Annotated in this window: 28 protein-coding genes; 15 read left to right on the top strand and 13 right to left on the bottom strand. The window is 63.4% G+C overall.

The annotated features are described in order from the left end of the window. Nucleotides 1–18: 18 nt before the first annotated feature. The 3 genes from NKJ57_RS02030 to NKJ57_RS02020 form a co-directional block, all read right to left on the bottom strand. Entirely contained in the window at nt 19–1095 is a 1077-nt protein-coding gene (locus tag NKJ57_RS02030; protein ID WP_352510398.1) for an extracellular solute-binding protein, read from the bottom strand. Between the two features lie 37 nt (nt 1096–1132). Continuing rightward, the gene (locus NKJ57_RS02025) at nt 1133–1786 is read right to left on the bottom strand and encodes a helix-turn-helix domain-containing protein (protein ID WP_027049833.1); all 654 of its coding nucleotides are present in this window, start codon (nt 1784–1786) and stop codon (nt 1133–1135) included. 90 nt (nt 1787–1876) lie between these two features. Then, complete coding sequence (locus NKJ57_RS02020) at nt 1877–2146, bottom strand: hypothetical protein (RefSeq protein WP_023740977.1); 270 nt, start codon at nt 2144–2146, stop codon at nt 1877–1879. Nucleotides 2147–2316: 170 nt separating this feature from the next. On the opposite strand from NKJ57_RS02020, the gene NKJ57_RS02015 reads away from it, so the two are divergent. Next, nucleotides 2317–2631 (top strand): hypothetical protein, encoded by a 315-nt coding sequence (locus tag NKJ57_RS02015; RefSeq protein WP_155921527.1) that lies wholly within the window; start codon nt 2317–2319, stop codon nt 2629–2631. Nucleotides 2632–2670: 39 nt separating this feature from the next. Here the strand turns inward: NKJ57_RS02015 and NKJ57_RS02010 are convergent, their stop codons facing one another. Beyond that, nucleotides 2671–2970 carry a putative quinol monooxygenase gene (locus tag NKJ57_RS02010; RefSeq protein WP_023691739.1) on the bottom strand — a complete coding sequence of 100 codons (300 nt, stop codon included), beginning with the start codon at nt 2968–2970 and terminating at the stop codon, nt 2671–2673. A gap of 123 nt (nt 2971–3093) precedes the next feature. Between NKJ57_RS02010 and flhA the strand changes: the two genes are divergently transcribed. From flhA to NKJ57_RS01975, 7 genes are all read left to right on the top strand, one after another. Next, nucleotides 3094–5181 (top strand): flagellar biosynthesis protein FlhA, encoded by a 2088-nt coding sequence (flhA, locus tag NKJ57_RS02005; RefSeq protein ID WP_023671908.1) that lies wholly within the window; start codon nt 3094–3096, stop codon nt 5179–5181. After that, nucleotides 5178–5930 (top strand): flagellar biosynthetic protein FliR, encoded by a 753-nt coding sequence (gene fliR / locus NKJ57_RS02000; RefSeq protein ID WP_023691740.1) that lies wholly within the window; start codon nt 5178–5180, stop codon nt 5928–5930. The genes flhA and fliR overlap by 4 nt, the downstream gene beginning before the upstream one ends. A gap of 1 nt (nt 5931) precedes the next feature. Then, complete coding sequence (locus NKJ57_RS01995; protein ID WP_352510397.1) at nt 5932–6315, top strand: hypothetical protein; 384 nt, start codon at nt 5932–5934, stop codon at nt 6313–6315. Between the two features lie 291 nt (nt 6316–6606). Further along, the gene (locus tag NKJ57_RS01990) at nt 6607–7179 is read left to right on the top strand and encodes a rod-binding protein (RefSeq protein WP_023683276.1); all 573 of its coding nucleotides are present in this window, start codon (nt 6607–6609) and stop codon (nt 7177–7179) included. A gap of 13 nt (nt 7180–7192) precedes the next feature. After that, nucleotides 7193–7609: a hypothetical protein gene (locus NKJ57_RS01985; protein WP_023686384.1), complete on the top strand. Its 417-nt coding sequence runs from the start codon at nt 7193–7195 to the stop codon at nt 7607–7609. Between the two features lie 28 nt (nt 7610–7637). Then, on the top strand, nt 7638–8186 hold the full coding sequence (locus NKJ57_RS01980) for a hypothetical protein (protein WP_023683275.1): 549 nt from the start codon (nt 7638–7640) through the stop codon (nt 8184–8186). Nucleotides 8187–8381: 195 nt separating this feature from the next. After that, nucleotides 8382–8666 (top strand): SCP2 sterol-binding domain-containing protein, encoded by a 285-nt coding sequence (locus NKJ57_RS01975; protein WP_023683274.1) that lies wholly within the window; start codon nt 8382–8384, stop codon nt 8664–8666. A 69-nt stretch (nt 8667–8735) separates the two neighbouring features. Here the strand turns inward: NKJ57_RS01975 and NKJ57_RS01970 are convergent, their stop codons facing one another. Together NKJ57_RS01970 and odc2 are read right to left on the bottom strand one after the other, a co-directional pair. Beyond that, nucleotides 8736–9407 (bottom strand): GNAT family N-acetyltransferase, encoded by a 672-nt coding sequence (locus NKJ57_RS01970; RefSeq protein WP_352510395.1) that lies wholly within the window; start codon nt 9405–9407, stop codon nt 8736–8738. Nucleotides 9408–9554: 147 nt separating this feature from the next. Further along, nucleotides 9555–10688, bottom strand: coding sequence for an ornithine/lysine decarboxylase (gene odc2 / locus NKJ57_RS01965; protein WP_023671923.1), 1134 nt, complete (start codon nt 10686–10688; stop codon nt 9555–9557). 541 nt (nt 10689–11229) lie between these two features. On the opposite strand from odc2, the gene NKJ57_RS01960 reads away from it, so the two are divergent. From NKJ57_RS01960 to NKJ57_RS01945, 4 genes are all read left to right on the top strand, one after another. Continuing rightward, the gene (locus NKJ57_RS01960) at nt 11230–12429 is read left to right on the top strand and encodes an amidase (RefSeq protein WP_352510394.1); all 1200 of its coding nucleotides are present in this window, start codon (nt 11230–11232) and stop codon (nt 12427–12429) included. A 2-nt stretch (nt 12430–12431) separates the two neighbouring features. Beyond that, on the top strand, nt 12432–13331 hold the full coding sequence (locus NKJ57_RS01955; protein ID WP_023671925.1) for a LysR family transcriptional regulator: 900 nt from the start codon (nt 12432–12434) through the stop codon (nt 13329–13331). An 89-nt stretch (nt 13332–13420) separates the two neighbouring features. After that, a complete protein-coding gene (locus NKJ57_RS01950; RefSeq protein ID WP_023695722.1) occupies nt 13421–14089 on the top strand; it encodes a DUF1007 family protein in 669 nt (222 codons plus the stop codon). Between the two features lie 8 nt (nt 14090–14097). Next, nucleotides 14098–15270: a nickel/cobalt transporter gene (locus NKJ57_RS01945; protein WP_502902014.1), complete on the top strand. Its 1173-nt coding sequence runs from the start codon at nt 14098–14100 to the stop codon at nt 15268–15270. 10 nt (nt 15271–15280) lie between these two features. Here NKJ57_RS01945 and denD read toward each other — a convergent pair whose 3' ends face one another. Genes denD through NKJ57_RS01925 form a run of 4 tightly spaced genes read right to left on the bottom strand, consistent with a single transcriptional unit; the run spans nt 15281 to nt 18214 of the window. Continuing rightward, on the bottom strand, nt 15281–16264 hold the full coding sequence (gene denD, locus NKJ57_RS01940; protein ID WP_352510393.1) for a D-erythronate dehydrogenase: 984 nt from the start codon (nt 16262–16264) through the stop codon (nt 15281–15283). Between the two features lie 11 nt (nt 16265–16275). Then, nucleotides 16276–16482, bottom strand: coding sequence for a hypothetical protein (locus tag NKJ57_RS01935; protein ID WP_023686390.1), 207 nt, complete (start codon nt 16480–16482; stop codon nt 16276–16278). 58 nt (nt 16483–16540) lie between these two features. After that, nucleotides 16541–17512 (bottom strand): cation diffusion facilitator family transporter, encoded by a 972-nt coding sequence (locus tag NKJ57_RS01930; protein WP_352510392.1) that lies wholly within the window; start codon nt 17510–17512, stop codon nt 16541–16543. 15 nt (nt 17513–17527) lie between these two features. Further along, nucleotides 17528–18214, bottom strand: coding sequence for a GNAT family N-acetyltransferase (locus tag NKJ57_RS01925; protein ID WP_023737656.1), 687 nt, complete (start codon nt 18212–18214; stop codon nt 17528–17530). Nucleotides 18215–18297: 83 nt separating this feature from the next. On the opposite strand from NKJ57_RS01925, the gene NKJ57_RS01920 reads away from it, so the two are divergent. Further along, a complete protein-coding gene (locus NKJ57_RS01920) occupies nt 18298–19482 on the top strand; it encodes a pyridoxal phosphate-dependent aminotransferase (RefSeq protein ID WP_023710953.1) in 1185 nt (394 codons plus the stop codon). 12 nt (nt 19483–19494) lie between these two features. On the opposite strand, the gene NKJ57_RS01915 is transcribed toward NKJ57_RS01920, so the two are convergent. Continuing rightward, nucleotides 19495–20256, bottom strand: a complete 762-nt coding sequence (locus tag NKJ57_RS01915; protein WP_352510391.1) for an SDR family oxidoreductase — start codon at nt 20254–20256, stop codon at nt 19495–19497. A gap of 332 nt (nt 20257–20588) precedes the next feature. Next, nucleotides 20589–21326 carry a tellurite resistance TerB family protein gene (locus NKJ57_RS01910; protein ID WP_023671935.1) on the bottom strand — a complete coding sequence of 246 codons (738 nt, stop codon included), beginning with the start codon at nt 21324–21326 and terminating at the stop codon, nt 20589–20591. Nucleotides 21327–21530: 204 nt separating this feature from the next. Between NKJ57_RS01910 and NKJ57_RS01905 the strand changes: the two genes are divergently transcribed. Beyond that, complete coding sequence (locus NKJ57_RS01905) at nt 21531–21893, top strand: YybH family protein (protein ID WP_352510390.1); 363 nt, start codon at nt 21531–21533, stop codon at nt 21891–21893. A 23-nt stretch (nt 21894–21916) separates the two neighbouring features. Here the strand turns inward: NKJ57_RS01905 and trhO are convergent, their stop codons facing one another. After that, entirely contained in the window at nt 21917–22843 is a 927-nt protein-coding gene (gene trhO, locus NKJ57_RS01900) for an oxygen-dependent tRNA uridine(34) hydroxylase TrhO (RefSeq protein WP_352510389.1), read from the bottom strand. A 174-nt stretch (nt 22844–23017) separates the two neighbouring features. Here trhO and NKJ57_RS01895 point away from each other — a divergent pair, with 174 nt between their 5' ends. Next, nucleotides 23018–23656, top strand: coding sequence for a 2-dehydro-3-deoxy-phosphogluconate aldolase (locus NKJ57_RS01895; protein ID WP_352510388.1), 639 nt, complete (start codon nt 23018–23020; stop codon nt 23654–23656). The last annotated feature ends 66 nt before the right edge of the window (nt 23657–23722 follow it).

The following is a 23722-nucleotide window of genomic DNA, read 5'->3' as shown; positions in this document are numbered from 1 at the left end:
TGGCTCTCACTTGGCTGTTCAGTTGCCGGCCATCAACGCCGACCACTTCTCCTGCGCCACCGGGAAGTTCTCGACCCAGAACTTGATGTTCTGCTTGTAACCCTGCTTCTGGCGCTCGGGCGTGTTGGTCAGGAAGGCGGCGACCGACGCATCGACCTTGGGCTGCGCGTCATTGTTGATCGGCGTATAGGAGGTCTGCTGCGCCAGGATCTCCTGCGCCCCCTTGCCGAGATAGGCATTGAGCAGCGCATAAGCCGCATCCGTATCCTTGATGCCGACCGGAATGGTCATCTGGTCCATCACCACCAGCCAGTCCTGCCAGGCCGGCGCATATTTGGCGCCGTTCTTCACCGCCGTCATGGCACGTCCGGTCCACATCATCAGCATGTCGGCTTCGCCAGATTCGGCAAGCTGCTGCGATTCAGCGCCGGTCTTCCAATAGATCGTGTCGGGACCGAGCTTGCGGATGACATCGATGGCCTTGTCGATGTCGGCCGCCGTCATCGCCTTCGGGTCGCCGCCAGAGGCCTTCAACGCCTGCTCCAGCAGGCCGCCCGTCGGGTCGCCCGAACCGTCGAGCGCGCGCGTGCCGGGGAATTTTGCCGTGTCGAAGAAATCGGCCCAGTTCTTGGGCGGGTTATCCCCATACTTCTCCTTGTTGTACATCAGCACGACGCCGTAGTTCATGGCCGGCACCGAGCATTCGCCGACCTGGCCCTCGGGCACCTTGGAGACGTCGAGCTTGCTGAAATCAAGCTTCTGGAACAGCTTGCCGCAATAGACGTAAGGCGGCAGGTCGGCGGTGTCGACGACGTCCCAGGTGACGTTGCCGGATTCGACCTGCGCCTGCAGCTTGGCGATCTCTGTCGGCCCGTCATTGAGCAGCGTGGCGCCGGACTTTTCGACGAACTCCTTGAGCGCGGCGGCCTGGCCGTCCTGGTAGATGCCGCCATAGGAGACGAGCGTCAGCGTCTTGCCCTTGAGCGAGCCTTCCTTGACCTCACCCGCGACAGGCTTTTCCTGCGCGAACGCTGCGGTTGCCAGAACGCCGAGCGCCAGCACGGCGCCAAGGCCAAGATGTCTTGTTTTCAGCATGATTATTGTTCTCCCATTTGACCCGCATGGATTGAACCTACCTGGCTGCGAGCGGTTTCCAGGCCCTGTATTGATCGAGTTCGGCGCGCACCGAAGTCGGTGGCGCAATGATCCACATCACCTCGGCTCGGCCACTGCCGATGTTCTCTGAGCGATGTGCTGTCGATGTCGCGTATTCGATGCTGTCGCCCTCTTCCAGCACATGCCTGACATCGCCGAGCGAAACCTCGACGATGCCGCGCAGCACGACGAGCATCTCGTGCGCGTCGCCATGGGTGTAGAGCGCTGGGCCGGTCGAGCCGCCGATTTCGAACTCGCCGACATAGACTTCCATGTCGCTTAAAGGGGGACGCGAGAGCAGCATCTTGCGGCAGCCGTCGCTGGGCGGCAGGCTCGGCCGCTCGCTGCGCAGCAAGACCCCGCGCTGCCCGGCGGCACTATCCTCGAACAGCATCGCCACGCTCACCCCAAGCGCCGAGGCCATCTGGTTGAGCGAGGCGGTGCTGGCGCCGGTCAGGCCGCGCTCGAGCTGGCTGATGAAGCTGGCGCTGGTCCCGGTCAGCTCGGCGAGTTCGCGCAGCGAAAGCCGCCGGCCGAGACGCAGGCTCTTCAGCCGCTGGCCCAGCATCTGATGGGCATGCGTCGCCGTCGAGGCGACGCCATTCTTGACCGGAGCCTGGTCGGTGCTCATCCCGTCTTTTTCTCCCACTGAACAATTTGTACAGTGACACTGTACACGTGGCAAGCGCCGAGTAGGGACATTTAAGATGCCGGCCAAGGCCTAGTCTTCGCCCGACAGGTCGCGCCGCGCCTTGTCGAGTTCCTCGGCGTAGCGCCGTATCAGATGGCCCTCGGTCAAAAGCCCGACAACGGCCCGGTTGTCGAAATTCTCGACCACCGCCAGTTCCTCCGCGACGGCGCGCTGGATGGTTTCGGCGGTGGACTGGACGTTCATGGTCGGCACCAGCACCGCATGCCGGAATTTGGCCGGCGCCAGCACCGGCGTCTCACCATCGAACGGATCGCTGTGCAGTTCGGCGACGATCAGCACGCCGACATAATGCCGGCTGCTTGCGGCGCCATTCTGGCGCTGAGGCGCAGTCAGGCTTGCCGCCCCGCTTCAATTCCCCGCGAGCGTGTCGAGGTATATGAGCGATCGCTTACGCAATCGACGCAGCTGTGTTATTTTTGGCCGTCTCCATTTCCCTCAAGGAGGAGAAGATGAGTGCGCGGGGATTTTTTTCATTAGCTGTTGGCATGATTTTTTTGAGCTCGTCTGCGGTGAGCAATTCAAGCATGGATATGCCGGTTAGGTCTGTTGTGTCACACCCGATGTCTCTTTTTTTGGCGGGAGGCAATCCGGAAAACCAAAGCCGGCCGGCAAAGGAATTTATCCAGACTGCACAACAAGATGTTTGCTGTCCTGGCGGCTACCCTTGGTATCGCAATTCGACGAACACCTGCTACGGCAGCTATGAAGACTGCCACGATACCGATGGCGGCGGATGGTCCTGCAGACAGGTCAACGCCTGCTAGACTTTCTTGGGCCTACGCCTTCTTGACTGTGCCCGGTCCTCAGATCGGCTTCGGCTCGCCGGCCTCGTAGAGCATGAGGTTGCGCTCGCCTATGCCGAGCGATGCCCAGCTCGCCCGCCAATCGGCGATGTGAGGCGAGCGGAAATGCGCGTCGAGCGCGGCCCTGTCGCTCCACACCTCGATTACATGGATGAGCCCGGCGTCGAGCACGTCCTGCGCGTAGGAGTATTCGATGCAGCCGGGCTCCGCCCAGCTGCCCAGTATCATGCGCCGCATGGCCGGCCTTGCCTCGTCGAGCCGTTCCGCCGGCAAGCGAATGGTGCCGATGATCACCAGCATGATCTCTCTCCTCAAGGCCTCTGTCGTCCTGGCAAGTAACCAGTCCTCCCACCCTCGCGCAAGCTTGACCGGTTAGGCTCGAAGGGCTGTCGCGTGCTCGGCAGGCTGGTGATTGGGGACGACATGGCGGTCAGCGAAAGCTTAGCGACAGGAACAGTGGCCAAGAACGGCCGCGATGTCTTCTTCGCCATCGGCATCGTTATCATCCTGGCCGTGCTGTTCCTGCCGATCCCGGCCTTCCTCATCGACATCGGCCTCGCCTTCTCGATCGCACTGTCGGTGCTGATCCTGATGGTGGCGCTGTGGATCCAGCGGCCGCTCGATTTCTCGTCCTTCCCGACCGTGCTGCTGATCGCCACCATGCTGCGGCTGTCGCTCAACATCGCCACGACGCGCATGATCCTGTCGCATGGCAATGAAGGCACGCACGCCGCCGGCTATGTCATCGCCGGCTTCTCCAAACTTGTGATGGCCAGCGATTTCGTCATCGGCCTGATCGTCTTCATGATCCTGATCGTGGTCAACTTCATCGTCATCACCAAGGGCGCCACCCGTATTGCCGAAGTCGGCGCCCGCTTCACCCTGGACGCTATCCCGGGCAAGCAGATGTCGATCGACGCCGACCTGTCCGCCGGCATGATCGACGACAAGACCGCGCAGCTGCGCCGCCGCGAGCTGGAAGAGGAATCCTCCTTCTTCGGCTCGATGGACGGCGCCTCGAAATTCGTCCGCGGCGACGCCATTGCCGGCCTCATCATCACCGCCATCAACATCGTCGGCGGCATCGCCATCGGCTACATCAGGCACGGCATGGGCATGGGCGAAGCCGCCGATGTCTTCATCAAACTGTCGGTCGGCGACGGCCTGGTCACCCAGATCCCGGCGCTTATCGTTTCGCTCGCCGCCGGCCTGCTTGTGTCCAAGGGCGGCACGCGCGGCTCGACCAACCAGGCGGTGTTCGGCCAGCTCGGTGCGCATCCGCGCGCGCTCTATGTCGCGGCCTCGCTGCTCGTCCTGCTCGGCCTGATGCCCGGCCTGCCGTTCTTCCCGTTCTTCACGCTAGCCGCCGGCATGGCCGGCCTTGGCTACGTCATCCCGATGCGCGCCAACCGCGAGGCTGCCGCCGCCGAAGCGATCAAGGATCTGGAGAAGGCGAACAAGGTCGAGGAAGAGAAGAACTCGGTCAAGGCTTCGCTGACCACCGCCGAGATCGAGCTTCTGATCGGCAAACAGCTGTCGACGCGGCTGCTGGTGTCGCATCAGGAACTGGTGTTCCGCATGGCCAAGATGCGCAAGAAATTTGCCACGCAATATGGCTTCGTCGTGCCGGAAGTGCGCGTCGCCGACGATTTCGGCATCCCGCCGAAAAGCTATCAGATCAAGGTCCACGGCACCGTCGTCGCCGAATACCAGATGCGCGTCGGCGAGATCATGGTGCTGCTCGGCAACCGGGATTTGCCCGACGTTCCCGGCGAGGAAATCCGCGAGCCGGCCTTCGGCATGCGCGCCTTCTCGGTGCTCGAAACCTTCGCCGAGGATCTGAAGCGCGAGAACTATACCTTTGCCGACAACATGTCGGTGCTGCTCACCCATTTGTCCGAGGTGATCCGCAACAACCTGCCGCAGCTTCTGTCCTACAAGGACATGAAGGCGCTGCTCGAGCGCCAGGATCCGGAATACCGCAAGCTCGCCGACGAGATCTGCACCTCGCACATCTCCTATCCCGGCCTGCAGGCGGTGCTCAAATTGCTGCTGGCCGAACGCGTATCGATCCGCAACCTGCATTTGATCATCGAGGCTATCGCCGAGATCGCGCCGCATGTGCGCCGCACCGAGCAGATCGTCGAGCATGTCCGCATCCGCATGGCCCAGCAGATCTGCGGCGATCTCTCCGAGGGCGGCATGCTCAAGGTGCTGCGCCTCGGCAACCGCTGGGACCTCGCCTTCCACCAGAGCCTCAAGCGCGACGCCAAGGGCGAGGTGCGCGAATTCGACATCGACCCGCGCCAGCTGGAGGAATTCGGCCAGGACGCGACCAAGGCGATCCGCAAGCATCTCGAGGCCGGCGAGCGTTTTGTCCTCGTCACCGCGCCCGATGCTCGCCCCTATGTGCGCATGATCATCGAGCGCCTGTTCACGACGCTTCCCGTTCTCTCCCATGTCGAAATCGCCAAGGGCGTCGAGATCAAGGTGCTCGGGACGATCTCGTGAACATACTGTCGCAAGGCGTCGTCATCGCCGCCTTCCTCGCCTTCTGTCGCATCGGCGCCTGCTTCATGCTGATGCCGGGCCTGTCCAGCGCTCGCGTGCCGGTCCAGGTCCGGCTGTTCGTGTCGATCGCCGCCACCGGTGGCCTGCTCGCCTTCCTGTGGGACAAGATCTTTCCCTTCGTCGATGCGCGTCCGCAGGTGCTGGCGCCGATGATCATCTCCGAACTTTTGGTCGGCGGGCTGATCGGCGCGATGACGAGGCTCTACATGGAGGCGCTGCGCTTCATGGGTTCGGCCATCGCCATGCTGATCGGCTATGGCGGCACCGGCGGCCCCGCCATCGAGGAGCCAGAGCCGCAGGCGGCCCTCGCCGCCATCATCTCGTTTTCAGCGTTGCTGCTGCTCTTCGTCTTCGATTTCGACCACGAGATCATCCGCGCTCTGGTCGCCTCCTACACGGTGGCGCCGGTCAACGTCTTCTTCAATCCGCAGGCCGCCCTGGTCGATCTCACCGACACGGTGTCGGACGCCTTCTTCCTGGTCATCCGGCTCGGCAGCCCGTTCATCGCCTATGCCATCCTGGTCAATTTGACGATCGGCTTCGTCAACAAGCTGACGCCGCAGATTCCGGTCTACTTCATCTCGCTGCCTTTCGTCATCGCCGGCGGCATGATCATCTTCTACTTCGCCATCGGCACCATGCTGTCGCTGTTCGTCGACGGCTTTGTCGATCTGACGCTGGCGAGGTGAGATGAGCACGCGCAAGGAACGGCTGAAGAAACTGGTCAAGGTGCAGGAGCAGCTGAAGGCCCTGCACGAGACGCGCCATGCGGCCTTCCTGGCGGCAGCGGCAACCGCCGAAACCGAGGCCAAGGAACTTGTCCAGCATTTCGACGCCGACCAGTCGATGGCGGTGCTGTTCCCTGACCTCTACCATCGCCGCATCGCCAATGCGCTGGTCCGGCAGGAAGCGAGCTTAGAAAGCGCCAGGCAGGAGGTCACGCTCATCGCCACTGCGACGGCGCGCACCAACATGGTCGAGCGCGCCTACAAGGACGTGCGCCGACAGGACGAACGCGAACGCTCCGACCGCGACCGGCTCGATCTGATCGCGCAGAAGCGCGGGCAGGAATAATCGAAAGTTAAAGCCGCGTCACTTGCGGACGGCGTTCGGTTTCGTTCCGTGCGGCGGGCTGTATTGGGTGTACGGCGCCGTGTTCGGCCTCTGCGCCTACGCCACCTACGATCTGACCATGGCGACGCCGGCAGCGCCCACCGCAAATGACTAGATCGCATCGACCCAGCCGGACTTGCCGCTGCTGATAGCAATGGCCCAGCATCCGGCGAAGGATTTCAAACCGGCAAGCCTGCCACAAGCTTGTTGCGGCATGGTCGCTCAGGAAACCCTGCAAAGAGGCGGACTTTCTTGGCGATTTCTCCACCCAGCGACATCGTTCTCGATGTTGCCCGAGCCGTCGACCCGACGGATATCGAGGCTGCCCGTGCCGCGCTGGCCAAGCGGGCCAACGGCGTTGGCGGTAATTTTTCTGTCGACATGGCTGCTTCGGTCGATGCCGGCTCGATCCTGTCGCGCGCCACCGCCGACAAGGCCGCCGCAAATGCCGATCCCGCCAGCAAGTTCAAGAAGTTCGAGGCGATGGTCTTGCAGACCTTCATCCAGAACATGCTGCCCAAGGACACAGAGGGCGTCTACGGCAAGGGGCTGGCCGGCGACATGTGGAAATCGCAGCTTGCCGAGCGTGTCGCCGACGTCATGGCCGAGCGCGGCGGGATCGGCATCGCCAAATCGCTGCTCGCCGACCACTACAAGGACGGCAAGCGCACCGTGCCGATCGGCCCGGTGTCAACCGGGCCGCACAAGACCGAGATCGACCAGCAGACCCGGCTGTCCACCTCGCTGGTCGAGGAATTGCAGCGCAAGGCCGCACGGTCGATGACCGGCGACGAGACGACCATCAAAACCGAAATCAAGATCTAGACCAGGATTTTCAATGGCCGATTTTTCAAAATACTCTTCCAACCTGCCGGCGCGTACGTCCGAAGCGCCGATCCCGTTTGCACGGCCGGGCAACCTTGCCGCCATCATCGGCCGCATCGAGGAAGCGGTCGAGGAAGAGACGGCCGGTTTGAAGAACGACACCAGCTATGACCTCAAGGCCTCCAACGCCCGCAAGAGCCGCTACCTCTATGAGCTGACCCGCGCCATGAAGGGCGCCAACGAGATCGAATTCCTGGAACAGCATCGCGACAGTCTGGCGCGGCTGCGCCAGAAGCTCTCGAAAAACGAGGCTGCAATCCTCGCCCACCTCAACGCGGTCAACGAAGTCGCCACGCTGTTGAAGAACGCCATTCAGCGCGCCGAAGCCGACGGCACCTATTCGGCCGGCGAATTCGGTTGGGCGAGCTGATGATTTCGGCAACAGGCGGGAACAACCGGTGATCAAATTCATCGCCGCCGCGATCTGGATCTGCGCCGCCACGCTTGGCGCGGTGTTCTATTCGTTCCAGGCGGCCGGTGAGCGCGGCGTCGGCGAGACGCCGAAACCGATGCTGGGTGGTCTCGACTACGTCAAGACCGACATCATCTCGGTGCCGCTGATCCGCGATTCCAAGATCGACGGCTATTTCCTCACCAAGCTCGTCTACACGGTCGAGCCGGCCGAGATAAAGAAGATGTCGATCCCGGCCGAAGCGCTGATGACCGATCAGGTCTATTCCTATCTCTACTCCAATCCTCAGATCGACTTCACCAAGAAGGAAACCATCGATCTCGATGCCTTCCGCAAGGCCATACGCGACACCGTCAACGCCCGCGTCGGCGCCGACCTGGTGCATGAAGTGCTGATCGACCAGGTCAACTTCCTGACCAAGGACGAAATCCGCGACAACGCCATGCGCCGCCGCAAGGATCCGGCCACGCCGACCGAACCGGCCCCGGCGGAATCGGCCCAGGCCGAGGCGGCGAAGCCCGCTGCTGAACACTAGCCTTCGTCGCAGGGCGAATGTTCTCTGCCGCATTCCTTCCGACTGAAACGAGATGACGCATCGCGCGTTGACGTTTACGTCAACTCGAAGCTATATGCGCCAAGCGACCAGGATCGCGGTACGCGCGAGACAGCGACTTCGGCGGAGGCCGGTCACTGAAGCGCGGCAAAACGCAACGAGACCAGGAGAACAGTCATGAGCGTTCAGGATATTGCCGAGAAGATGAGGTCGCGCGTGGCGAGCGCCGGGTTCGAACATTCCGTGAAGTTCGATACCGGCAGCAACGGCGTCATCGTCATCGACGGCGCAACCGTCTCGACCACCGACGCGCCGACCGACTGCACCATAAAGCTGTCGCTCGACGATCTGGATTCGCTGATCGCCGGCGACCTCAACCCGACCATGGCGTTCATGTCCGGCAAGATAAAGGTCGAAGGCGATATGTCGGTCGCCATGGCGCTCAGCCAACTGATCGGCTGAGCCCTTCGCAAAAACAAAACGCCGCCCTCGCTGAAATGCAAAGGACCGGCGGCGTTTGTTTTTGGACAATCAGGCGGCCAGCGACAGCCTCTGTGCCTTGAGCTTGCGACCTGCAGCCTTCAGCGTGCCATGCGCGCCGTCGAGCGCACCATCGATCAGTTCCAGCGCCAGCAGGCGGTGCCGCTCGTACGGACCAGGCATGGCGAGCGCGCCGGTCTTCTCCGCCGAGAAGCCGAAGCGGCCATAGTAAGGCGCATCGCCGACCAGCAGCACCGCGGCATGGCCGAGACGCGCGGCCTCGGCCAAAGCATGGCGCATCAGCGCCGAGCCGATGCCGGCGTTCTTCAGCGCCGGATCGACGGCGAGCGGTCCGAGCAGAAGTGCTCCCGGGCCACCCTCGCCCAGACGCACGTCCCACAGCCGCACCGTACCAGCAACCGCGCCGGTTGCATCGCGCACGACAAAAGCGAGGCCTTCGGAAGGCCGGCGGCCACGCCGCAGCTTCTCCGACGATTTCTTGCGCCGCATCGGCCCCATGGCTCGATCGAGCAACGCTTCACGCGATGCAATGTCTGCCGCAGTTTCGGCGACGACAACAATGGCGCGGGCACTCTCCCCCCTCGAGGGGGAGATGTCGCCGAAGGCGACAGAGGGGGTCGGCACGACCTGACGCGACACCGCGTCGTGGACGAGGGATGCCGGCGCTTCACGCGAGACGACCCCCTCTGGCCTGCCTGCCATCTCCCCCTCGAGGGGGGAGATTCCCACGGCACCATCAATGTAATTTACAATGTCCATTTCCGCGATCCTTCACGAGCGGAGCTTGTTCCACAGGCGAACCCGAGCGGACGCAAACGTCCGCCTGAGGTGATCTGAAGGCCGAAGCCGTCAGATCACGTAGGATCGGAGAGGCTCGAAGCCGTTGAAGGCGACCGCCGAGTAGGTGGTCGTGTAGGCGCCGGTGCCTTCGATCAGCACATCGTCGCCAATGGTCAGCGACAGAGGCAGCGGATACGGCGTCTTCTCGTACATCACGTCGGCCGAATCGCAGGTCGGGCCGGCGAGCACGCAAGGTGCGGTCTCCGAACCGTCATGGCGGGTGACGATCGGATAGCGGATCGCCTCGTCCATCGTCTCGGCCAGACCGCCGAACTTGCCGATGTCGAGGAACACCCAGCGCACATTGTCGTTTTCGGCCTTCTTCGAGATCAGCACGACTTCCGACTTGATGACGCCGGCATTGCCGACCATGCCGCGACCCGGCTCGATGATGGTCTCAGGGATCGCATTGCCGAAATGCTTGCGCAGCGCCGAGAAGATGGCCTGGCCGTAAGCCTGGGCCGCCGGCACATCACGCAGATAGCGCGTCGGGAAACCGCCGCCCATATTGACCATCTTGAGGACGATGCCTTCGTCTGCGAGCGTGGCGAACACCTTCTTGGCGTCGGCCAGCGCACGGTCCCACGCCGTCAGGTCGGTCTGCTGCGAGCCGACATGGAACGACACGCCATAGGCGTCGAGGCCGAGCGTCCTGGCGTGGCGCAGCACGTCGACGGCCATCGCCGGCACGCAGCCGAACTTGCGCGACAGCGGCCACTCGGCGCCTTCGCCATCGGTCAAAACGCGGCAGAACACACGCGCGCCGGGAGCGACGCGGGCGATCTTGTCGACCTCCTCGACGCAGTCCACCGCAAACAGCCGGATGCCGAGCTGGTAGGCGCGTGCTATATCACGCTCCTTCTTGATGGTGTTGCCGAAGGAGATGCGGTCCGCCGGCGCACCGGCGTCCATCGCCATCTCGACCTCGGCAACGGAAGCGGTGTCGAAGGACGAGCCCATCGCAGCAAGCAGGCGCAGGATTTCCGGCGCCGGGTTTGCTTTCACCGCATAGTAGATCCGGGAATCGGGCAGCGCCTTTTCGAAGGCGCGGAAATTGTCGCGCACGACATCGAGGTCAACGACGAGGCAGGGGCCGGACGGACGTCGGGTGGCGAGGAAGTCGAGGATGCGCTGGGTGGCCATCGGGGTCTCTCCATAAACGCCTTGCGGCGCGCAATAAGGCGGCGGGACGCGGGCTTTCGGCCTCGCGAACACGCGGTCAAACAAAGGCGGGACGGAAATCCATGGAACCAGCCGGTGGAGACCCCGGAACCATGAAACGCCGTCTCGCGGCGGTGAACCTTGGCCTTGCCCGGCCTCGGTTCGCTTTGTCTGCCTTGGCTTGGATGGGAGACCCGTCCGCACTGCCGGCAATGAAGGTGTGCCTCTTCAGTAACCCCGGTCTTTGGACGACCGGCAGAACACCAGAAAGGCCCGCACCGTCGTTGCTTCAAGGTGTCCTCGGGCTGGCGGTTGGCCGCTAGACCGACTGGAGGGGTTAGCTCCAGTTACCTTACCGATTTCCCTCACCATTCGAGGATCGGCGGACACCCACAGGCACGTGCGACTTTGGGCAAGCGCGATATAGGGTCGAAAGATTTCACAATCAATAAAAATCGTATCCCAGGTTGTAAAATTTCCGGCATCGAACAATGCTGGGCCAACCGTATACGGATATCGAACGATGCCAGGCACGCACGGCCCGCTCAACGCCTTTCTCGACCTGCGACGAATGCCGGTGGCCAATGCGGAACTGGGGCCGCTGGCGGGGCTCAAACTGGCCGTCAAGGACATTTACGACGTCGCCGGCTATCGCACCGGTTGCGGCAATCTGGTGAAGTTCGCCGAGTCCCACGCCGCGTCGAGCACCGCACCGGCCGTACAGGTGATTCTCGATGCCGGCGCGCGCTTCATCGGCAAGACGCAGACCGACGAGTTCGCCTTCTCGCTGATGGGCCAGAACGCGCATTTTCCGTTTCCGGTGAACCCGGCTGCCCCCGACCGCGTCACCGGCGGCTCGTCCTCCGGATCGGCCGCGGCGGTGGCCGGCAAGCTTGCCGATATCGCCACCGGCTCCGACACCGGCGGCTCGATCCGCGCGCCGGCGAGCTTTTGTGGGCTGATCGGGCTGCGCACCACGCATGGCCGCATCTCGCTCGAAGGCACGATGAAGCTGGCGCCGAGCTTCGATACGTTCGGATGGTTCGCCGACGACATCGAAACCTATGAGACGATCGGCAAGCTGTTGCTTGGCCGCGACCCGCATCAGCATCCGCTCAACCGCCCGCTGTCGATCCGCTGGCTGGACGCCTTCGTGGCCGGTCCCGCCGAGGCAGCCGAATACGCCAGGATGAGAGCGCTGGCCGCCAGTCTTATCGGTGAGCCGGCGCCGGTAGAGTACAGCTTCGCCTCCTTCCCCGACGAGCTCTACTGGTGCTTTCGCCGCCTCCAGGCCACTGAGGCCTGGCAGCAGCATGGCGCCTGGATCATTTCTGGCGAGCGCGATCTCGGGCCGGGCGTCGAGGAGCGCTTTGGTTTTGGCCGCACGATCGACGAAAAGACCGCGCGGGCCGAGGCGGTGCGCCGCCTGACGTTCCGCTCCGAGCTAGCCGCGCTGCTCGGCCAGGACGGGTTTCTTGTCCTGCCCACCGTTCCAGGCCCCGCACCTCTGGTCAAAAGCGAGCCGCAGCAGCTCCAGGCCTACCGCGAAAGGGCCTTGCATCTTTTGTGCCTTTCGGGTCTTTCAGGCTTTCCGCAAATCACCCTGCCGCTGGGCTCGGTTGACGGTGCCCCTTTCGGCCTCTCGCTGCTCGGCCCTCCCGGCAGCGACATTGCCCTGATACGGCTCGGCCGGCGAATTCTCGATGCGGCACGAAAGGCCTGATGATGGATACACTGACCCGCATGCGCGCCTTCATCGACGTCGTCGAGGCCGAAGGCTTTTCGGCGGCCGCGCGCAAGATCGGTCGCTCCAAGGCGCTGCTGTCGAAATATGTGCGCGAACTCGAGGACGAACTCGGCGCGCTGCTGCTCAACCGCACCACGCGGCAGTTCTCGTTGACCGAGGCCGGCCATACCTATTACAGCCGCGCTTCGGAAATCGTGCGCGAGGTCGACAGCCTGGCTGACGCCGTGCGCGAATCCTCCGGCGACGTGCGCGGCAGGATCAAGCTGTCGGCGGCGCGCACCTTCGCCGATGCGCCGATTGGCCAGTCGCTCATCGACTTCGCCAAGCAGCATCCCGACATCGTCCTCGACATCCATCTCGACGACCGCTTTGTCGATCTGGTCGAGGAAGGTTTCGATCTTGCCGTGCGCATCTCGCGGCTGGAGAACTCATCGCTGATCGCCCGCCGCCTGGGGCCGTTTTCGATCAAGCTTTGCGCCTCGCCGGAGCTGATCGCCAAGCACGGCAAGCCGACGCGCCCGCAGGATCTCGCCAACTTGCCCTGCATCGTCGACACCAATGGCCGCTCGCTCGCCAACTGGCGCTTCAGGGGCGATGGCGAGGAGTCAGTCAGTGTCAACGTATCGGGTCCCATCGAGGTCAACAGCCCGATGGCAGCGCGAGCCGCCGCCGTGTCCGGCCTGGGCTTCACCATCCTGCCCGATTTCATCGCCGCCCCCGACCTCGCATCCGGGCTGCTGGTGTCCTTGCTCGACGACCGCATCCAGTCGGGCAGCGGGATTTTCGCCGTCTACCCGCACCGTCGCTATCTGCCGGCCAAGGTCCGTGTCTTCGTCGATTTTCTGGTGCAGTGGTTCAAGAACCGCGAGAGCGCCTGACCCGGTCTTGCCGTGCCGCGGTCCCAATTTCGCCCCGTTTCTGGTAACCTCTCGAAATCTCTCCGAGGCCGATGGAACAGCGACCGAGAATGCATCTGAAACGGCACGCAATCATGCTGGCTTCGGCCTTGGCGGCGCCTTTTGCCGCCGTTGGAGCGGCTGGCGCGCATCCTCATGTCTTCGCCGAGGCCCGCCTCGACGTGATCCTCTCGCCGGATCACCAAAGTGTGAAAGCGCTGCGTCACCTCTGGCGTTTCGATGATCTGTTTTCGAGTACGGTGATGATGGAGTTCGACAAGAACTCCGACCTGAAGCTTGACGACAAGGAGCTGAAGGATGTCGCCGACACAGTTCATGCCTCGCTGGCCGAATTCAACTATTTCCAGCTCGTCACCGTCGACGGCAAGGACGTGCCGATGACGCCGCCACCGCATCTGATGGCCAATTTCGACAACGACCAGTTGATCATCCTGTTCGAATCCGAACCCAAGGTGCCGATCAAGCTCGCCGGCAAGATCGATTTCGGCGTCTACGATCCAACCTTCTACACAGCGATCGACTTCACCGAGGATAGCAACATCACGGTGGAAGGCCTGCCCTCGAACTGCACCAAGAGCGTCATCCGGCCTGATCCAGACGAGGCGATCAAGGAAAACCAGAAGACCCTGACGGACGCCTTCTTCAACGACCCGACAGGCACCGACATGAGCAAGATCTTCGCCACCAAGCTCGAACTGAATTGCCCGCCAGAAGGATAGATCCGGTGATGAAACCGTCCCTGCGTTTGGCATTCGGCCTCGTGGCCGCTGCCCTGCTGATGACGCACTTTCTCGGGCAGGCCCATGCCCAGAGCTCACTCGGCATCGGTGTCAATGACGGCATGGCGCCCACCACCGGCCCGTTCGCCCACATCCTGATGTGGATCAATCTGCGCCAGCAGGAATTCTACCGCGCATTGGCCACGGCGATGAAAGCAATGCGCGAGGACGGCAGCAAGATGTGGCTGCTGATCGGCCTGTCCTTCGCCTACGGCATTTTCCACGCCGCCGGCCCCGGCCACGGCAAGGCGGTGATCTCGTCCTACATGGTGGCCAATGAAGTGGCGCTCAGGCGCGGTATCCTGCTGTCCTTCGTCTCGGCGCTGCTGCAGGGCCTGACCGCGATCCTGGTGATGCTGCTTGCCTATTTCGTCCTGCGCGGCACCGCCATCTCGATGACCGACGCAGCCTGGTTCATGGAGATCATGAGCTATGTATTCGTCACTTTGTTCGGCGCCTGGCTGCTGTGGCGCAAGCTCGGGCCTACGGTCCTGCGCTGGTTCGGCAAGGCGCCCGCCTACAGCCTGTCGGCAGCCCACGCCGGTCATTCCCATGGCGGCCATTCGCATGCCGCTCACAGCCACGCGGCGCATGCGCATTCGCATGCCTTGCATGTGCATCACGACCATTCGCATGATCATCACGATCACGCTGCGCACGACCACGACACACACGATCATTCCCATCACGACCACGCTCATCACGATCACGCCGCTCACGATCACCCAGCCGGCGAGGTCTGTGATACGTGCGGCCACTCACATGCGCCCGATCCGGCGCTGCTGTCGGGCGACCGCTTCGACTGGCGCACGGCCTGGTCGGCTGTAGCCGCCGTCGGCATCCGCCCCTGCTCCGGCGCGCTGATTGTGCTGAGCTTCGCTTTGCTCAACGGCCTGTGGCTCGGCGGCCTGCTGTCGGTGCTGGCGATGTCGATTGGAACCGCCATCACAGTCTCGGCGCTGGCAACGATCGCAGTCACCGCCAAGAACTGGGCGGTCTATTTCGCCGGCGACGGCCGCATGGGCAACCGCATCCACACAGTCGTCGAAATCGGCGGCGCCGCCTTCGTCTTCCTGTTCGGGCTGTTGCTGTTGTCGGCGAGCCTGTCCGGAGCTGTGTGACCTCGGCGGGTCAGGCCTGACCCGCGATCATTCCGCCCAGCTCATCCTCGATATGAGCGCGGATGATTTCATCGAAACTGTTTTCGGCGCTGAAGCCGAGGTCCCTTGCACGGCGCGCCTCGAAGCGCGTCGGCCAACCCTTGACGATCGCCCAGATCGTTTCGTCGGGCTCCTCACGGATCAGGCTCGCCACCTCGGCGCCTGCAGTGCGCTCCAGCGCCTCGATCTGCTCGCCGACGGTGACGGCAACGCCCGGCATGGTGAGGTTGCGGCGTGGCCCGACGGCGGCACTGTCGATCCCGGCGGCATGGATCAGGAAGTTCACCGCCGAGCGCGGGCTGGCATGGGTGTGCAGCACCGAGCGCGGCACTGGCAGGATCGCCTCGTGCCCGCTCAGCGGCTCGCGGATGATGCCGGAGAAGAACCCTGACGCCGCCTTGTTCGGCTTGCCGGGCCGCACGCAGATGGTCGGCAGCCTTATGCCGATGCCATCAAAGAAGCCGCGCCTGGAATAGTCGGCCAGCAGCGCTTCGCTCATCTGCTTCTGCGTGCCGTAGGAGGTTAGCGGCGTAGGATGAAAATCGTCCGGGATGACATCGGGGAACGGCGCGCCGAACACCGCGATCGACGAGGTGAAGACCAGACGCGGCGAAAAGCCCGCCAGCCGGACCGCATCGAACAGAGCCCGTGTGCCGTCGAGATTGACGCGGTAGCCGAGATCGAAATTCGCCTCCGCCTCGCCCGACACGATGCCGGCGAGATGGAACATGACGTCGGGGCGTGAGGCGACCAGGCTCTCGGCAGCACCGGCGTCGGCAAGGTCGCCCGTATGCGTGGCGATGCTGACGCCATCCATCGCCGGCGCCTGCGGCGGCACGATGTCGTGCAGGTCGAGCCCGGTGATCTTGCGGCCGTTGAGCGTGCCGTCCTTGGCCAGCCGGTCGACAAGTTTGCGGCCGACCATGCCGGCGGCGCCAGTAATCAGGATGCGCATTTCAAAGCCTCTTATTTGCCCTTGTTCTGGCTGCGACCCCGCAACCAGAACACCAGAAAGAATGCCAGCACGAAGGCGATGCCGACGATGCCGGCAAGTACGGTCGAGACATTGCCGACGGCCAGCATCACGGTCGGCAGATAGAACGCCGCGATGCCGAACAGCAGCATGATCCAGGCTGCGGCAATCAGCGCGTTTCGCGTGTCGCGATCCATCATGCCGTCCCGCCACAGCGGGAACTCGTCAACTCGGATGCAAATGCCATGAAATTCCCTGTCAGTGATAATGGCCGTGATGCGGTGGCGCACCATGGTCGTGGTCATGATCGTGCTCGTCATGGCTGTCGGCGCACTGGCCGAATTCCGGTTCGACCGTCGCGTGGCTGATGCCGTGTTCGGCGGCGAGCCGCTTCTTGATGGCGCTGACCGCCTGGTGCGGATCGACGCCATCGTTGAGGCAGGCATGCAGCGTCGCCATGTTGCTGGAGCCGTCCAGCGACCAGACATGCATATGGTGCACCTCGCGCACGCCCTTGACGGTGCCGGCAATGTCCTTGGCGATGATGTCGCGGTCGAGGCTTGCCGGTACGCCTTCGAGAAGGACGTGGGCGGCTTCGCGCATCAACGACCATGCGGTGGACAGGATCAGCACCGAGACCAGCACCGACAGAACCGGGTCGATCGGCGTCCAGCCGGTGGCCAGGATGACCAGCGCCGCCACGATCGCCGCCGCCGAACCGAGCAGGTCGCCCAGCACATGCAGGATGGCGCCGCGCATGTTGAGGCTGTCGTGGTCGCCGCCATGCAGCACGAAGAACGAGGCGAAGTTTACCAGAAGGCCGGCGATCGCCACCACCAGCATCGGCCCGCCCAGCACCGGCGCCGGCGTCATCAGCCGGCCCCAGGCTTCGTAGACGATCCACAACGCAATGGCGAAGATGGCGATGCCGTTGGTGTAGGCGACCAGCGTCTTGACCCGGCCGAAGCCATAGGTCAGGCGCACTGTCGCCGGCCTTCCGCCAAGATGGAAGGCGTACCAGGCAAGGCCAAGCGCGATCGAGTCCGCGAGCATGTGGCCGGCGTCGGCCAGCAGCGCCAGCGATCCCGTCAAAAGGCCGCCAAGCACTTCGGCAACCATGAAGCCGGCGGTCAGGCAGGCTGCGATCAGCACGCGTTTCTTGTCGGTCGAGCCATGCACATGGCCGGCGCCATGCCCAGCATGCGAACCATGATCATAGCTGTGCGCCATCGAAAAAAACTCCTGTTACGCGCCGAACTCGGCGCGGAAATCCTCGAGCCGCCGCTTCTGCCGGCCTTCGCCATCGAAATTGGCAGGATCGAGCCATGCCTCATAGGCTTTGCGCAGCGCCGGCCATTCCTTGTCGATGATCGAGTACCATGCCGTATCGCGGTTTTCACCCTTGACCACAAGATGCTGGCGGAAAATGCCCTCGAACTTGAAGCCGAACCGCTCGGCCGCGCGCTTCGAAGGGTCGTTGCGGTTGTTGCATTTCCACTCGTAGCGGCGATAGCCGAGCCCATCGAAGATGTATTTCATGAACAGGAACTGCGCCTCGGTCGCTGCCGGCTTGCGCGAGATCAGTGGCCCCCAATAGATGTTGCCGATCTCGATGACGCCATAGGCGGGATCGATGCGCATCAGCGTCTGTCGCCCGGCGACCTTGCCGCTGGCCTTGTCGATGACGGCGAAGAACAGCGGATCCTCGCTCGCCTCGACCTTGTCCAGCCATGGCTGGAAATCGGCGCGGGTTTGTGGCGGGTGGTCGGGCAGCCAGGCAAAGCGTCCATCGATGTCAGGCACCGACGACGCCTCGTACAACCCATCGCCGTGCTTTTCGGCGCTCAGCGGTTCGAGCCGGACATAGCGGCCATCAATGGGCTTGCGCTCGGGCCGCGGACGCGCTTGCCAATCTTTGAGATTTTCCGACACGCAAAACTCCAATCCGTTTGACTTTTGTGAGCAGACGCTCACAAAAACGCGACCTAACAGCAAGAACCACACGGACGGGAAAAATGCTCCACACGATTTCGGCCTTCGACCGTCTCGGCGAGGAAAACGCCTTTGCCGTGCTGGCGCGGGCGACCGCACTGGCTCAACAGGGCCGCGACATCGTCAATCTCGGCATCGGCCAGCCCGACTTCAAAACGCCGCAGCACATTGTCGAGGCCGCGATCAAGGCGCTGCGCGACGGCCACCATGGCTACACCCCGGCCAATGGCCTGCTGGCGACGCGCGAAGCGGTGGTGCGGCGCACGCTGACCACCACCGGCGTCGAGGTCTCGCCCGAGAATGTAATGATCCTGCCCGGCGGCAAGCCGACCATGTTCGCGGCCATCTTGATGTTCGGCGAACCCGGCGCCGAGATCCTCTATCCAGACCCAGGCTTTCCGATCTACCGCTCGATGATCGAGTTCACCGGCGCCGCGCCCATTCCGGTGCCGATCCGCGAGGAGAACGGCTTTGCCTTCTCGGCAGAAGAGACGCTGGCGCTGATCACGTCGAAGACCAGACTGCTAATCCTCAACTCACCGGCCAACCCGACCGGCGGCGTCACGCCGCGCGCCGAGATCGAGAAGCTGGTGAAGGGACTGCAAGCGCATCCGCAGGTCGCTATCCTCTCCGACGAAATCTACGACGTCATGACCTATGACGGCGAGACGCATTTTTCGCTGCTCAATTTTCCGGAAATTCGCGACCGGCTGATCGTGCTCAACGGCTGGTCGAAGACATGGGCGATGACCGGCTGGCGCATGGGCTGGTCGATCTGGCCGAATGGCGACAAGGGCGGGCATCTCTACGACAAGGTCCGCAAGCTGGCGGTCAATTGCTGGTCCTGCGTCAACGCGCCGAGCCAGTTCGCCGGCATCGCCGCCATCGACGGCCCGCAGGACGATGTCGACAAGATGATGCGCGCCTTCGACAACCGCAGGAAGATCGTGGTCGAGGGGCTGAACGCGCTGCCCGGCGTCTCCTGCATTACGCCCAAGGGCGCATTCTATGCCTTCCCGAATGTTTCGAAGACCGGCTGGAAGGCCAAGAAGCTCGCCTCGGCACTGCTCGAGGAGGCCGGCGTGGCGCTGATCGGCGGCCCCGATTTCGGCATTCTCGGCGAAGGCTACATCAGGCTTTCCTACGCCAATTCCGAAGAGAACATCTTGCGCGCGCTGGAGCGGATCGAGGCGTTTTTGAAGAAGTAGGCCTTCGGCTGTTCACCCACGCCCCACGAACGGCATCTTGGTCGCCATCACCGTCATGAACAGCACGTTGGCGTCGAGCGGCAGGCTGGCCATGTGGACGACGGCGTCGGCGACGCGCTGGACGTCCATCACCGCCTCGGCGGCGATGGTGCCATTGGCCTGCGGCACGCCGACCGTCATGGCATGCGCCATATCGGTCAGCGCGTTGCCTATGTCGATCTGGCCGCAGGCGATATCATAGGGCCGGCCGTCGAGCGCCAGCGTCTTGGTCAGCCCCGATATGGCGTGCTTGGTCGCGGTATAGGGCACCGAGCCCGGCCGCGGCGCATAGGCCGAGACCGAACCGTTGTTGATGATGCGGCCGCCCATCGGCTTTTGCTTGCGCATGGCGCCGAAGGCGGCGCGGGCGCACAGGAAGGATCCGGTGAGATTGACGCCGACAATATCGTTCCAAACCTCGACCGGTATCTCGTCAATCGGCGTCGACTTGTAGCTCATGCCGGCATTGTTGAAGAGCAGGTCGACGCGGCCGAAGGCTGCGGCCACCGTCTCGAACAGATCATCGACTTCGCCGGCCTTGCTGATGTCGCAGGCAACCGCCAGCGCCTTGGCGTCCGTTTTCCCGGCTTCGGTAATGGCGGCATCGAGCACCGCTTTGCGGCGGCCGCAAAACACCGTGTTCCAGCCCGCCTTCACCAGTGCCGTGGCGACGCTCTTGCCGATGCCCGTGCCGGCGCCGGTGACGATGGCGGTTTTCTCTGGGAAGGCTGTCATGGATTTTGCTCCTGCGCGCCGCGCATCCCGGCACAGATCGGGGTGCATCCGAATGCACCGACCCATCGCAAATGAAGGCGATCATGGCAAGTCGGACACTAATGCATGTCGCTCAAAAGTGGCCCCGGTTCTGAGAGAACGACATGCATCAGGACAAAAACATGAAGCGCCACGCGCTTTATGTGATCGGTCCGACAAAAAGGGCGGTCATTGGCGACCGCCCCCTGATCTGAACCGGGCTTGGGAGGAGGAAAAGCCGATCCGACTGACTAAAATCATGCGCTTCCTCGGTAAACGAGCAGTTAACGCTTTTCCCGCCGCGGCTGCGTTGTCTACCAGCGCGGGTTCGGCGCCGTGCCTGACGGAACCGGCACCTTGGCCGCCGACACCGTCGCCTCGACATGATCGACGAGCGCATCCGGCAGGCCGAGCCGGCCGGCGAGCAGGTCGAGATAGCCGCGTTCGGCGCGCGTATCGGGGTCGATCGTCAGTCGCGACGCCGTGTAGAGCTCGAGCCTCTGCTCATCGGTCTTGGCGCCTGCGACCAGCGTATCGAGGTCGAGCGGGCTATCCAGCTCGGCCATCAGAAACTTTTCCGCTTCCGTGCCGATGCCGGCCAGACTGAGCTTGCCGGCGATCTTTTGGCGTTCCGCGTCATCGACATGGCCATCGGCCTTGGCCGCCGAGATCATCGCCCGCACCAGGGTCAGCGTGAACTCGTCCTCCCCCTGTGGCGCCTGTGAAGGATGAAAGCCGGTGTCGGCGGGCGGCGGCAGCAGTTCCGGCTGGCCGGCCGCCGGCGCCTGCTCGGGTGCATTGCCGGCCTTGTAATTCTGGTAGGCCTTGTAGGCGAGACCGCCGATCGCAGCCAGTCCGCCGAGCTTCACGGCCGTGCCGGTGACCTGCCGTCCCGTGCCGGTTCCAAGCAGCACCGCGGCCAGCGCACCGGCGGCCAGCGGATTGTCCTTGGCCATCTGCACAGCCTGCCCGGCCTTGTCGCGAACGGTGCCGGTTGTGCCGGGAACTTGCGAGCCGAGCAGATCGTCGAGAAGCTTCTTGGGGTCGAACATGGTGCCTCCAGAAAAGGGCCCGCACCAACGTGGACGGGCAGGTTTTGGACGTTGCAGACGTAGGTCCCGCACACTGACATTACAATGACGGAGGCGCGCTTTGCTATCGGCGCCGGCAATGCCGCAAATCGGTGATCCGTGTGTCGATACCGGCCTCGGCTTGCGCTAATGTCGCCGCCGCATTGCCGAGGGAGGAACCTTGCTGTGACCGATCAACCTGGCCGGGAACCGGCGCGCGATCCGCAGGATCTGGAACGTTTGTTGATCGACCGGCAATGGGCGGGAGACATTGAGGGCATGGTAGCGCTGTTCGAACCCGATGCCGTCATCGACACCGGAGCAGCCGAATTGACGCGTGGCCATGAGGCGATCCGCGCTTTGTTCGAAGCCTTTGCCGCGAGCTGGCGAAAATTCCAGCGCGGCGAGCAGCGCCCGGCGGCCATTAACGGCGACCTCGCGTTGACGTCGACCAGGCTTGCCGACGGCTCGATAACCTCAGAGGTCGCGCGCCGGCAGGCCGACGGCACATGGCTGTGGGTGATCGACCGCTATTCTGTCGTGTGGTGATCCAGTCAGGGCGTCGGCGGCACTTAACTGCCGATATGTCCCCTGCCCTGCGCCTGCGCAAGTTCGACCTGGCGCTGGCGCTCGGCATAGCGGGTGCGATCCTCATCCGAGCGTGCCTCGTAGCAATGCGGGCATGACACGCCGGTGGAAAAATGCGGCGACAGCCGGTTCTCCGGCGTCAGCGGATGCCGGCAGGCGCGGCAGAGTTCGGCCTCGCCTTCGGTCAACCCATGCGACACCGAGACCCGCTCGTCGAAGACGAAACACTCGCCCTGCCACAGGCTGTCTTCGGCCGGGACCTCTTCAAGATATCCGAGGATGCCGCCCTTGAGATGGAACACATCCTTGAAGCCGAGCGACTTCACATAGGCCGTCGCCTTTTCGCAGCGGATGCCGCCGGTGCAGAACATCGCGACCTTGCGGCCGTCGAGTTGGTCGCGGTGTTTTTCCACCCAGGCCGGGAATTCGCGAAAGCTTGACGTGCGCGGGTCCACCGCGCCCTCGAACGTGCCTATCGACACTTCGTACGCGTTGCGTGTGTCGATGACGATGGTGCCGGGGTCCGAGATCAGCGCGTTCCAGTCGGCCGGCGCGACATAGGTCCCCGCACCCGTCGCCGGGTCGAGGTCTTCGACGCCCATGGTGACGATCTCGCGCTTCAGCCGCACCTTCATGCGATGGAACGGCATTTCGGCGGCAGTGCTGTATTTGACCTCGAGATCGGCAAGACCCTCGATGGCCTCGAGATAAGCGATCAGGTCGGCTATGTCGGTTTCGCTGCCGGCGACCGTGCCGTTAATACCTTCCTGCGCCAGAAGCAATGAGCCCTTGATGCCGCGCCCGCAGCAGAAGGCGGCAAGCGGCGTGCGCAAGACCCGCAGCGCCTCGAAGTCGCCCAGCCTCGCAAATTTGTAGAGCGCGGCGACGCGCACGGGTTCATGGTTGGTCATCGCCAAGCCACTAGACCGTGGTCAAAGCGGATTCAAGGCAGAGCTAAAGACACTTCGTCGGTATTCGCCCGCAGGCTCGTTGGCCGACATGTGACATCGCGGCAGGCCGGGTTTCGTGGACTCGGAATCGGCCTTCTGCTAATCGGTTGAAATCACCTAGGGAGAGACAAGCCAATGCTCAGCAAGACCGAAACGCTCCTGTCGCTGCTCAATGGCCAGCCGGTCATTCCGGTGCTGAAGATCGCCAATGTCGCGGACGCCGTCCCGCTCGCCCGGGCGCTGGCCGCCGGCGGCCTGCCGGCGATCGAGATCACGTTGAGAACCGCCGATGCGCTGGAAGCGATCCGCCGCGTGGCCGGTGAGGTCGAGGGCGCCATTGTCGGCGCCGGCACAATTCTCGATGCCAAGCAGTTCGACCAGGCAGCGGCGGCTGGCTCGAAGTTCATCGTCAGCCCCGGCATCACGCGCGAGTTGCTGGCGGCGGCCAAGGACAGCGACGTTCCCTTGCTGCCCGGCGCCATCACGCCCGGCGAGATCATGGCTGCCCGCGAGGCCGGCCTGCGGTTCCTGAAATTCTTCCCGGCCGAACAATCCGGCGGCATCGCCTCGCTGAAGGCCTTTGCCTCGCCGCTGGCCGACGTGAAATTCTGCCCGACCGGCGGCATCTCGGCCAAGAACGCCGCCGACTATCTCAGCCTGTCCAACGTTATCTGCGTCGGCGGCTCGTGGGTGGCGCCGGACGAGTTGGTCAAGGCCGGCAAGTGGGATGAGATCGAGGCGCTCGCACAGACCGCGAGCAAGCTCGGAAAATAACCTCCGCTACTTTATCTTTGCGCAATCCCAAGGGAAGCGCTCCGCGCTTTCCCGGGAAAATCACAG

The organism is Mesorhizobium sp. M0077 (assembly GCF_040322955.1).
GTDB lineage: Bacteria > Pseudomonadota > Alphaproteobacteria > Rhizobiales > Rhizobiaceae > Mesorhizobium.
This window is presented reverse-complemented; position numbering and strand designations above follow the sequence as displayed.